The 10,626-nt window shown below is 55.2% G+C and carries 10 protein-coding genes and 4 tRNA genes; all 14 read right to left on the bottom strand.

The window, feature by feature from the left end; translation table 11 throughout:
• Positions 1 to 22: 22 nt before the first annotated feature.
• The 14 genes from rpoB to birA all read right to left on the bottom strand — a co-directional run bounded on the left by rpoB (position 23) and on the right by birA (position 10,495).
• On the bottom strand, positions 23 to 4,096 hold the full coding sequence (rpoB, locus tag D8U69_RS06330) for a DNA-directed RNA polymerase subunit beta (RefSeq protein WP_056855886.1): 4,074 nt from the start codon (positions 4,094 to 4,096) through the stop codon (positions 23 to 25).
• A 220-nt stretch (positions 4,097 to 4,316) separates the two neighbouring features.
• The gene (gene rplL / locus D8U69_RS06325) at positions 4,317 to 4,682 is read right to left on the bottom strand and encodes a 50S ribosomal protein L7/L12 (RefSeq protein ID WP_056855887.1); all 366 of its coding nucleotides are present in this window, start codon (positions 4,680 to 4,682) and stop codon (positions 4,317 to 4,319) included.
• 75 nt (positions 4,683 to 4,757) lie between these two features.
• Complete coding sequence (gene rplJ, locus D8U69_RS06320) at positions 4,758 to 5,258, bottom strand: 50S ribosomal protein L10 (RefSeq protein WP_007970413.1); 501 nt, start codon at positions 5,256 to 5,258, stop codon at positions 4,758 to 4,760.
• A 199-nt stretch (positions 5,259 to 5,457) separates the two neighbouring features.
• Complete coding sequence (rplA, locus tag D8U69_RS06315; protein ID WP_008041297.1) at positions 5,458 to 6,153, bottom strand: 50S ribosomal protein L1; 696 nt, start codon at positions 6,151 to 6,153, stop codon at positions 5,458 to 5,460.
• Positions 6,153 to 6,584 carry a 50S ribosomal protein L11 gene (rplK, locus tag D8U69_RS06310; RefSeq protein WP_007933726.1) on the bottom strand — a complete coding sequence of 144 codons (432 nt, stop codon included), beginning with the start codon at positions 6,582 to 6,584 and terminating at the stop codon, positions 6,153 to 6,155. Before rplK ends, rplA begins: the two co-directional genes overlap by 1 nt.
• Positions 6,585 to 6,701: 117 nt before the next feature.
• The gene (gene nusG / locus D8U69_RS06305) at positions 6,702 to 7,235 is read right to left on the bottom strand and encodes a transcription termination/antitermination protein NusG (protein WP_007933727.1); all 534 of its coding nucleotides are present in this window, start codon (positions 7,233 to 7,235) and stop codon (positions 6,702 to 6,704) included.
• Between the two features lie 9 nt (positions 7,236 to 7,244).
• Positions 7,245 to 7,613: a preprotein translocase subunit SecE gene (gene secE, locus D8U69_RS06300; protein WP_007896620.1), complete on the bottom strand. Its 369-nt coding sequence runs from the start codon at positions 7,611 to 7,613 to the stop codon at positions 7,245 to 7,247.
• A gap of 45 nt (positions 7,614 to 7,658) precedes the next feature.
• A tRNA-Trp gene (locus D8U69_RS06295) sits at positions 7,659 to 7,734 on the bottom strand.
• Positions 7,735 to 7,908: 174 nt separating this feature from the next.
• Positions 7,909 to 7,984 (bottom strand) — tRNA-Thr (locus tag D8U69_RS06290).
• A gap of 26 nt (positions 7,985 to 8,010) precedes the next feature.
• Positions 8,011 to 8,084, bottom strand: a tRNA-Gly gene (locus D8U69_RS06285).
• A gap of 24 nt (positions 8,085 to 8,108) precedes the next feature.
• A tRNA-Tyr gene (locus D8U69_RS06280) sits at positions 8,109 to 8,193 on the bottom strand.
• A 143-nt stretch (positions 8,194 to 8,336) separates the two neighbouring features.
• Positions 8,337 to 8,789 (bottom strand): hypothetical protein, encoded by a 453-nt coding sequence (locus D8U69_RS06275; protein WP_056855888.1) that lies wholly within the window; start codon positions 8,787 to 8,789, stop codon positions 8,337 to 8,339.
• 7 nt (positions 8,790 to 8,796) lie between these two features.
• On the bottom strand, positions 8,797 to 9,546 hold the full coding sequence (locus D8U69_RS06270) for a pantothenate kinase (RefSeq protein ID WP_130906943.1): 750 nt from the start codon (positions 9,544 to 9,546) through the stop codon (positions 8,797 to 8,799).
• A complete protein-coding gene (gene birA / locus D8U69_RS06265; protein WP_056855890.1) occupies positions 9,536 to 10,495 on the bottom strand; it encodes a bifunctional biotin--[acetyl-CoA-carboxylase] ligase/biotin operon repressor BirA in 960 nt (319 codons plus the stop codon). Before birA ends, D8U69_RS06270 begins: the two co-directional genes overlap by 11 nt.
• Between the last annotated feature and the right edge of the window lie 131 nt (positions 10,496 to 10,626).

The following is a 10,626-nucleotide window of genomic DNA, read 5'->3' as shown; positions in this document are numbered from 1 at the left end:
CGCTCTCGATTCGCGTCACGTGTTATTCGGTTTCCAGATCGATATCGATGCCGAGGGAACGAATTTCCTTGATCAACACGTTGAAGGACTCGGGCATGCCCGGCTCCATACGGTGATCGCCGTCCACGATGTTTTTGTACATCTTGGTACGGCCGTTCACATCGTCCGACTTCACTGTGAGCATTTCTTGCAGAGTGTAAGCAGCACCGTATGCTTCCAGTGCCCAGACCTCCATCTCCCCGAAACGCTGACCACCGAACTGCGCCTTACCACCCAGCGGCTGCTGGGTAACCAGGCTGTACGAACCGGTAGAACGAGCGTGCATCTTGTCGTCTACCAAGTGGTTCAGCTTCAGCATGTACATGTAGCCAACGGTAACCGGGCGCTCGAACTTGTTGCCGGTACGGCCATCGGTCAGCTGCATCTGGCCGCTTTCTGGCAGGTCCGCCAGTTTCAGCATGGCCTTGATTTCGCTTTCCTTGGCGCCGTCGAACACTGGAGTGGCCATCGGAACGCCGCCACGCAGGTTTTGAGCCAGATCCAGGATTTCCTGGTCCGAGAAGTCATCGAGGCTTTCCTGACGACCGCCGATCTCGTTGTAGATCTCGTGCAGGAATTTACGCAGCTCGGCAACTTTACGCTGCTCTTCAACCATACGATTGATCTTCTCGCCCAAACCTTTGGCTGCGAGGCCGAGGTGGGTTTCAAGGATCTGACCGACGTTCATACGCGAAGGTACGCCCAACGGGTTGAGGACAACGTCGACCGGGGTGCCATTGGCATCGTGCGGCATGTCTTCAACCGGCATGATCACGGAGACCACACCTTTGTTACCGTGACGACCGGCCATCTTGTCGCCCGGCTGGATGCGACGACGGATTGCCAGGTAAACCTTGACGATTTTCAGCACGCCTGGAGCCAGGTCATCGCCCTGCTGCAGTTTGCGCTTCTTGTCTTCGAACTTGTCGTCCAGCAGACGGCGACGATCAACGATGTAGGCCTGAGCCTTCTCGAGCTGCTCGTTCAGAGCATCTTCAGCCATGCGCAGTTTGAACCACTGGCCGTGCTCAAGACCGTCGAGTACTTCGTCGGTGATGTCCTGGCCTTTCTTCAGACCGGCACCGCCTTCGGCTTTGTGGCCGACCAGGGCGGAACGCAGACGTTCGAAAGTAGCACCTTCAACGATACGGAACTCTTCGTTCAAGTCCTTGCGGATCTCGTCCAGCTGAGACTTCTCGATCGACAGTGCACGCGCATCGCGCTCAACGCCGTCACGGGTGAAGACCTGTACGTCGATGACAGTACCCTTGGTACCGGTAGGTACACGCAGGGAGGTGTCTTTAACGTCGCTGGCTTTTTCACCGAAGATCGCACGCAGCAGTTTTTCTTCCGGAGTCAGTTGGGTCTCGCCTTTCGGAGTGACCTTACCCACCAGGATGTCGCCTGCGCCTACTTCAGCACCCACGTAAACGATACCGGCTTCGTCCAGCTTGTTCAGTGCGGCTTCACCCACGTTCGGGATGTCCGCAGTGATTTCCTCTGGGCCAAGCTTGGTGTCACGGGCCACACAGGTCAGTTCCTGAATGTGGATCGTGGTGAAACGATCTTCCTGAACAACGCGTTCCGACAGGCAGATGGAGTCTTCGAAGTTGAAGCCGTTCCATGCCATGAAGGCGATGCGCATGTTCTGACCCAGCGCCAGTTCACCCATGTCGGTGGACGGGCCGTCGGCCATGATGTCGCTACGCTGAACCCGATCACCTTTACGCACCAGCGGACGCTGGTTGATGCAGGTGTTCTGGTTGGAGCGGGTGTACTTGGTCAGGTTGTAGATGTCGACACCGGCTTCACCGGTTTCAACTTCGTCATCGGCAACACGAACCACGATACGGCTGGCATCGACGGAATCGATCACGCCGCCACGACGAGCCACGACGCAAACGCCGGAGTCACGGGCTACGTTACGCTCCATGCCGGTACCTACCAGCGGCTTGTCAGCACGCAGGGTCGGTACAGCTTGACGCTGCATGTTCGAACCCATCAACGCACGGTTGGCGTCGTCGTGCTCGAGGAACGGAATCAGCGACGCAGCAACCGAAACTACCTGCTTCGGCGATACGTCCATCAAGGTGACGTCTTCCGGCGCCTTGACGGTGAATTCGTTCAAGTGACGAACAGCTACCAGCTCGTCGATCAGGACTTTCTTGTCGTTCATCGTGGCCGAAGCCTGAGCGATCACGTGATCAGCTTCTTCGATGGCGGACAGGAACACGATCTCGTCGGTGACCAGAGCGTCTTTCACCACACGGTACGGGCTCTCGAGGAAGCCGTACTGGTTGGTGCGCGCATAGGCAGCCAGGGAGTTGATCAGACCGATGTTCGGACCTTCCGGCGTTTCGATCGGGCAAACACGACCGTAGTGAGTCGGGTGTACGTCACGAACTTCAAAGCCGGCACGCTCACGAGTCAAACCGCCAGGGCCGAGTGCAGAAACACGGCGCTTGTGGGTGATCTCGGACAACGGGTTGTTCTGGTCCATGAACTGCGACAGCTGGCTCGAACCGAAGAACTCTTTCACCGCCGCAGCCACTGGCTTGGCGTTGATCAGATCCTGCGGCATCAGGCCTTCGCTTTCTGCCATCGACAGACGCTCTTTGACCGCACGCTCAACACGCACCAGGCCAACGCGGAACTGGTTCTCGGCCATTTCGCCTACGCAGCGAACACGACGGTTACCCAGGTGGTCGATATCATCGACGATGCCTTTACCGTTACGGATGTCGACCAGAGTCTTCAGAACCGCGACGATGTCTTCTTTGCACAGCACGCCCGAACCTTCGATCTCGGTACGACCGATACGACGGTTGAACTTCATCCGGCCGACCGCAGACAGGTCATAGCGCTCAGGGCTGAAGAACAGGTTGTTGAACAGAGTCTCGGCAGCGTCTTTGGTTGGCGGCTCGCCAGGACGCATCATGCGATAGATCTCGACCAGCGCTTCCAGTTGGTTGCTGGTGGAGTCGATCTTCAGCGTATCGGAGACGAACGGACCGCAGTCGATGTCGTTGGTGTACAGAGTTTCGATGCGAACAACGCCGGCCTTGGCGATTTTCGCCAGGATCTCGGTGTTCAGCTCGGTGTTGCACTCTGCCAGGATTTCGCCGGTAGCCGGGTGCACGATGACCTTCGCGGTAGTGCGACCCAGGACGTAGTCCAGTGGCACTTCCAGCTCTTTGATCCCGGCCTTTTCCAGCTGGTTGATGTGGCGAGCGGTGATACGACGACCTTGCTCGACAATAACCTTGCCTTTGTCGTCCTGGATGTCCAGAACCGCGATTTCACCGCGCAGACGCTGAGGTACCAGTTCCAGGCTCAGGTTCTCGCCTTTCACATGGAACACGTTGGTGGTGTAGAACGCGTCCAGCACTTCCTCGGTGGTATAGCCGAGCGCGCGCAGCAGTACCGATGCAGGCAGCTTGCGACGACGGTCGATACGCACGAACACGCAGTCTTTCGGGTCGAACTCGAAGTCCAGCCACGAACCGCGGTAAGGAATGATGCGCGCGGAGTACAGCAGTTTACCGGAGCTGTGCGTCTTGCCACGGTCGTGGTCGAAGAACACGCCCGGGGAACGGTGCAGCTGGGAAACGATTACACGCTCGGTACCGTTGATTACGAAGGTACCGTTCTCAGTCATCAGGGGGATTTCACCCATGTAGACTTCTTGCTCTTTGATGTCCTTGATCGCTTTGTTCGACGATTCTTTGTCGAAAATGATCAGGCGCACTTTTACCCGCAAAGGTACGGCGTAAGTTACACCGCGCAATACGCATTCTTTGACATCAAATGCCGGTTCGCCCAGACGATATCCGACGTACTCCAGCGCAGCATTGCCGGAGTAGCTGATGATCGGGAAAACGGATTTGAAGGCCGCATGCAGGCCCACGTCGCGGAACTGATCTTTAGTCGCTCCCGCTTGCAAGAATTCACGATACGAATCCAGCTGGATGGCCAGGAGGTACGGCACATCCATGACGTCCGGCAACTTGCTAAAGTCCTTGCGGATACGTTTTTTCTCAGTATATGAGTAAGCCATCAGCGTTCCCCAGCTTGGTCACCTGCTTGTTTGGCCCCTCCCGACGGGAGCAGCCAGAAAATCGTGCAAACCCCATGGTTTGCGCCACCGCATCGGGTGGTTACAGCACGTTATCAGCACCGACCCAGTCGGCTGCCAATAACGGAAAAAGGCCGGTGGCAAGAGCCACCAGCCATCAGCCTGTCGCTTAACGCTCGGGCTGGAGGAGCAAAGTCGATGCTTACTTCAGCTCGACTTTAGCGCCTGCTTCTTCCAGAGCTGCTTTGGCTTTGTCAGCTGCGTCTTTGGCAACAGCTTCCAGAACCATGGCAGGAGCGCCGTCAACTACAGCCTTGGCTTCTTTCAGGCCCAGACCGGTCAGTTCACGTACTGCCTTGATCACGTTAACTTTCTTCTCGCCAGCTTCGGTCAGCATGACGTTGAATTCAGTTTGCTCTTCAACAACGGCAGCAGCAGCAGCTGGACCAGCCGATGCAGCAGCAGCAGTAACGCCGAATTTTTCTTCGAAAGCTTTGATCAGCTCAACAACTTCCATTACGGACATGTTGCCAACTGCTTCAAGGATATCGTTCTGAGAGATAGACATGAATCTAATTCCTGATATTGGGGACGGCCTACGCGACCATCGAAAAAAACAAAAAACGCGAGAAGTTGACGAGCCTTAGGCTGCAGCAGCTTCTTTCTGGTCGCGAATTGCCGCCAGAGTACGAGCCAATTTGCTGGTAGCGCCTTGAATCACGCTCATCAGCTGAGAAATTGCTTCGTCACGGGTCGGCAGAGTTGCCAGTACGTCGATTTGGTTAGCTGCGAGGAACTTGCCCTCGAACGCAGCTGCCTTGATCTCGAACTTGTCCTGACCCTTTGCGAACTCTTTGAAGATCCGGGCAGCAGCGCCTGGATGTTCCTTGGAGAATGCAATCAGGGTAGGGCCGGTGAACACGTCGTTGAGGACACTGAATTCAGTGTCAGCAACAGCGCGCTTGAGCAGGGTGTTACGTACAACACGTACGTAAACGCCAGCTTCACGAGCCTCTTTACGGAGTCCGGTCATCGCGCCTACTGTTACGCCACGGGCATCAGCCACGACAGCGGACAGAGCGACTTTGGCAGCCTCGTTGACTTCAGCGACGATGGCCTTCTTGTCTTCGAGTTTAATTGCCACGGGTTTAACTCCTGCTTGTTACCGTTTCATCTGGTCGAAACCGGATGTCGTTTTGGTGTCTGATTCGGTAAGGAACCGGGAGCACCATCTGCGTAGGCTTGTGGTTTAAGACTTGCGTCGCCTACGGTCTTGGATAGCCCCCGCCAGGCAGGGACCCCAATTTTTTCAATTGGCGCAATCGCTTGCGCCAATCTGTGTCTTACGCGTCGAGCGAGCTTTGGTCGATGACCAGACCTGGGCCCATAGTGGTGCTCAGGGTAACGCGCTTGACGTAAATGCCTTTCGAGGAAGCTGGCTTGATACGCTTCAGATCAGCGATCAGGGCTTCAACGTTTTCCTTCAGCTTGACGGCGTCGAAGCCGATCTTGCCAACGGAAGTGTGAATGATGCCGTTTTTGTCGGTGCGATAACGAACCTGACCAGCCTTGGCGTTTTTAACCGCGGTAGCTACGTCTGGAGTTACGGTGCCGACTTTAGGGTTAGGCATCAGGCCACGTGGACCGAGGATCTGACCCAACTGACCCACAACGCGCATTGCATCCGGGGAGGCAATAACTACGTCATAGTTCAGGTCGCCGCCTTTCATTTCGGCAGCCAGGTCGTCCATGCCTACACGGTCAGCGCCGGCAGCCAGAGCGGCTTCAGCAGCTGGACCCTGGGTGAACACAGCAACGCGAACGGTCTTGCCAGTGCCGTGTGGCAGCACAGTAGCGCTACGAACAACCTGGTCGGATTTACGCGGGTCAACACCCAGGTTCACAGCAACGTCAAACGACTCGCTGAACTTGACAGTCGACAGCTCAGCCAGCAGGGCAGCAGCGTCTACAAAGTTGTAGGACTTGCCTGCTTCGATTTTGCCGGCGATAGCCTTTTGACGCTTGGTCAGCTTAGCCATTACACACCCTCCACGTTAAGGCCCATGCTACGAGCAGAACCGGCGATGGTACGCACGGCTGCTTCCATATCAGCTGCAGTCAGATCCGCGTTTTTGGTTTTCGCGATTTCTTCCAGCTGAGCACGAGTTACAGTGCCAACCTTAACGGTGTTCGGACGAGCGGAACCGCTGGTCAGACCGGCCGCCTTCTTCAGCAGAACCGAAGCAGGGGTGGATTTGGTTTCGAAAGTGAAGCTACGGTCGCTGTAGACAGTGATGATCACTGGAGTCGGCAGACCTGGCTCAAGACCCTGAGTACGGGCGTTGAAAGCCTTGCAGAATTCCATGATGTTCACGCCGTGCTGACCCAGAGCAGGACCAACAGGTGGGCTTGGGTTAGCCTGAGCGGCCTTCACTTGCAGCTTGATGTAAGCGGTAATCTTCTTGGCCATGAGGCACTCCAATTACGGGTTCAAACGCCTCGAAAGGCTCCCCGGTTACTTGCGCGTTTATCCCAGTGACGACAAAACCCCACAGCCTAAGGCTGCGGGGTTGGGATGCTTGCTCAGCTAGACCTTCTCGACCTGACTGAACTCCAACTCTACCGGAGTAGAGCGTCCGAAAATGAGCACCGCGACCTGGATCCGGCTCTTCTCGTAGTTAACCTCTTCGACCGTGCCAGTGAAATCGGCAAACGGACCGTCGTTAACACGTACCGACTCGCCCGGCTCGAACAAGGTCTTCGGCTTAGGCTTATCGCTACCGTCAGCGACGCGTCGCAGAATCGCTTCCGCTTCTTTATCAGTAATCGGTGCCGGCTTATCAGCAGTACCGCCAATAAAACCCATCACCCGAGGAGTATCCTTGACCAAGTGCCAGGTACCCTCGTTCATATCCATCTGGACCAGCACATAGCCAGGGAAGAACTTGCGCTCGCTTTTGCGCTTCTGGCCGTTACGCATCTCAACCACTTCTTCAGTGGGAACCAGAATCTCGCCGAAGCCATCTTCCATGCCAGCCAGCTTTACACGCTCGATCAACGAACGCATGACATGCTTCTCGTAACCCGAGTAAGCATGCACAACATACCAACGCTTAGCCACGGGACACCCTTAGCCGACAATCAAGGAGACAAGCCAGCCGAGCAGGGAATCAAGACCCCACAACAGCAACGCCATAACCAGGACAACAGCCACAACGATCAACGTGGTCTGCGTGGTTTCTTGGCGAGTTGGCCATACGACTTTACGAATCTCGGTACGCGCTTCCTTTACCAGTACAAAGAAAGACTTGCCCTTAACTGTCTGCAGGCCTACAAAGGCAGCTACAGCAGCAATCACAAGCAATGCGAGTACGCGGTACAGGATCGGCGAAGCAGAGTAATACTGATTACCAACAACGCCAACAACCACCAAAGCGACTACCACTAGCCACTTGAGCAGATCGAAGCGAGAGCCTTGAGCTTCAGCTTTAGGAGTCATCTATGAAGATCCTGTGAAAAGAAAGCCAGACACACCGAGTGAATCTGGCAGGTCAGGAGGGAATCGAACCCCCAACCTACGGTTTTGGAGACCGTCGCTCTGCCAATTGAGCTACTGACCTAAAACAAAATCAGGCCGACCATTATGCCGGCCCGAAGAAGACTTTACAACATTTTAACTCTGCGACCCAGGTGACGGCTTCCACACAAGCTAGCTAAAAAACCTTGCGAAGCAACCGACTGCAACCTGAAGCCCTTAAAACAAAGGCAGATATTTTCATATCTGCCTTGTTATATGGAGCTCTTGAGCGGATTTGAACCGCTGACCTCACCCTTACCAAGGGTGTGCTCTACCAACTGAGCTACAAGAGCGAAACACTGTGCAAAACCTGTAAACTTGGAGCGGGTAGCGGGAATCGAACCCGCATCATCAGCTTGGAAGGCTGAGGTTCTACCACTAAACTATACCCGCGAGGCTTGCAGCTCTCGCTAAAAATGGTGGAGGGGGAAGGATTCGAACCTTCGAAGTCGTAGACGTCAGATTTACAGTCTGATCCCTTTGGCCGCTCGGGAACCCCTCCTAAGCGAGTCGGCATTCTACATCATGCCAGCCTTCTGTCAAGCATTTTTCTCATTAAAAACCTGAGGTTAGCTGCGTTGACCTCGCTCCACGCCGTTGACCGTTTCCGGTGTTCGCTGTGGAGCGGGCGCCATTCTATGCAAACTATTCGAAGGGTGCAACCCCCTCGCAAGGCATTATTTTATGTTTTAACTCATTGAATTCTTTAGAAAGGTTTATCAGCTGCAGATCATCCAGCCAGCGCCGGCTCTCCGGGGCCACGCGCAACCAATAACCCGCTGATTCAGCGCTACCTCGAGGCAAGGCCTGAAACCTGACCTCCATACCTGTCAGTCTTCGTTCAAGCCCCTGAGCAACATCCTGGCGCGCAAAACCACCTACATAAAGACAGTTTGAGTCCACCTGGACCGCTTTCTCTTTCTCTTTCTCTTTATCTTTAGACGCGACTTCGGTCTCGCTCAACAGCCGGATATCGTGCTGCGACCCTCGATACAAACTCAAAGGCGTTACGTCCTTCGCGCGCAGCGGAGCCTCTTGTTGATGCCAAATGTAATAAAACACATTGAGAACAAGCAGCAGCAAAAACAACCAACGCATAAGTACCTCAGGCTAAAGGGCACGCCATCGCCAAACCGACAAACACCAGATCCGGAACCACCCTGGCTTCAGGCACCACTTCGGAGACCAGAGCTGCATCACCACCCGTTAGGAAAACCGCATAATCGTCACCCCAACGCTCCCGCGCCAGTCCGAGCTGCGTCAACACGAACCCCCGCAGCATCAACAGGCAACCGCGCTCGACAGCCTCAACCGTTGTACGCCCTGGCTCGAGACTTTCCAATGCACGTTCAGCCGCAAGATCACCGTAACGAATTTTGCGAGTATGCGTGCGAAGTTGATTTCGCATCAATGGCATACCGGGGCATATGAACCCACCGAGATGCCCCCCATCCGCCGCAACGAAATCGGCTGTGACCGCAGTACCGAAATCCAACACAAGGCACGCCCCAGCCGCCAAATGAAACCCTCCAAGCAGGGCGAGCCAGCGGTCGAGACCCAGCTTCTCGAACTCTTCATAACCGTTTCGAACGCCGGACATTTCCCGGGCAGGCGAAGCACAAACGACCGATACGCCGAAGAATTGCTTCAAGAGAGAGACCAACAGCCCGGTCTCCTCTTGAGTCCTCACGCTGACCAGCCGACAGTGCTTGAGAGCCAGTCCCTCGAGTAGATTCAAGTCCGCGAGCAAAGCAAGATCCGAATCAACAACCCCGCCACCCACCACCACCCGGGCATTCGATTCGAGCACACGCCACTTGATAAAACTGTTTCCGCAGTCGAGCTCAAGAATCATTGCGCAACCTCAGGCTCAGCTCACCGCCACTAAAGACTTTTTCCACACCACCTACCTTCAAGCGCAGAGCCCCCTGATTATCGATCCCCAGCACCTCGCCATCTATTTGATTTACGCCCGCAATCAATGACACAGCGCGCCCCTGCCACAAGTGATGCTGCTCCCACTCAGCCTGGATGGAAGAAAAGCCTGTGGCCTGATGGCGAGCAAGGTACCTCTGCAGCATCACACCTAGTGTTGCCACCAACTGATTTCGATCAAACATCTTGCCGGACTCCAGTCGCATGGACGTCCATTGCTGATCAACCTCATCGGTCATTTGCATGTTTACATTAATCCCAACACCCAGCACCACATGACAGACATCAGCTGGATCGCCTACCAACTCAAGCAGGATACCGGCAATCTTCTTTTGACCTACCAGAACATCGTTCGGCCACTTCAAACCCGCCTCGGAAACACCAAGCTCACGCAACGCCTGCATGACAGCAAGCCCAACGACAAGACTCAACCCCTCCAGCTGACGCATCCCGCCTTCGATGCGCAGCACCAGGCTAAAGTAAACATTCTCCGCAAATGGACTGACCCACTTACGTCCCCGCCGCCCGCGCCCCGCCGTTTGACGCTCGGCAAGCACCAGAAAGGGCGCGACCTGGAGACGCTCTATCGCTCTCAGAGCCTCGGCATTTGTGGAATCAATTGAATCGAAGACCAGAACAGGCCACTCGCAAGATGGGGCAAGTCTCGCTATCTCAGCAGGATCAAGCAGCGTCAATGGCGCTGCCAATTGATAACCCCGCCCTCGAACTTTATGAATGGACAAACCCAGCTCAGCTTCCAAGTGCTGAAGCTGCTTCCACACAGCACTGCGACTAACACCCAAGGCAGCACCAAGCGCTTGACCTGAATGGAATCGGCCATCTTTAAGAAGCTTTAACAACGTCAGCATGCAAGTCTCGCCTCACAATGAGGCCCGCATGATAGCCACGCCCCGAGCAAATGCATAGAAATCAAGGGAGACGGATTTTCCTGCGGACAAAACAAAACCCCAACTGCTTTCGCAATTGGGGTTTCGGAATT

Source organism: Pseudomonas sp. Sample_16 (genome assembly GCF_004307665.1).
Taxonomy (GTDB): Bacteria; Pseudomonadota; Gammaproteobacteria; order Pseudomonadales; family Pseudomonadaceae; genus Aquipseudomonas.
Note: the sequence above shows the minus strand (reverse complement) of the source record. Positions and strands in the feature narration are given on the sequence as shown.

Coding starts and splice junctions, on each gene's coding strand:
- rpoB (WP_056855886.1), bottom strand. CDS start 4,096: ATGGCTTACTCATATACTGAGAAAAAACGTATCCGCAAGGACTTTAGC.
- rplL (WP_056855887.1), bottom strand. CDS start 4,682: ATGTCTATCTCTCAGAACGATATCCTTGAAGCAGTTGGCAACATGTCC.
- rplA (WP_008041297.1), bottom strand. CDS start 6,153: ATGGCTAAGCTGACCAAGCGTCAAAAGGCTATCGCCGGCAAAATCGAA.
- rplK (WP_007933726.1), bottom strand. CDS start 6,584: ATGGCCAAGAAGATTACCGCTTACATCAAGCTGCAAGTGAAGGCCGCT.
- secE (WP_007896620.1), bottom strand. CDS start 7,613: ATGACTCCTAAAGCTGAAGCTCAAGGCTCTCGCTTCGATCTGCTCAAG.
- D8U69_RS06275 (WP_056855888.1), bottom strand. CDS start 8,789: ATGCGTTGGTTGTTTTTGCTGCTGCTTGTTCTCAATGTGTTTTATTAC.
- D8U69_RS06270 (WP_130906943.1), bottom strand. CDS start 9,546: ATGATTCTTGAGCTCGACTGCGGAAACAGTTTTATCAAGTGGCGTGTG.
- birA (WP_056855890.1), bottom strand. CDS start 10,495: ATGCTGACGTTGTTAAAGCTTCTTAAAGATGGCCGATTCCATTCAGGT.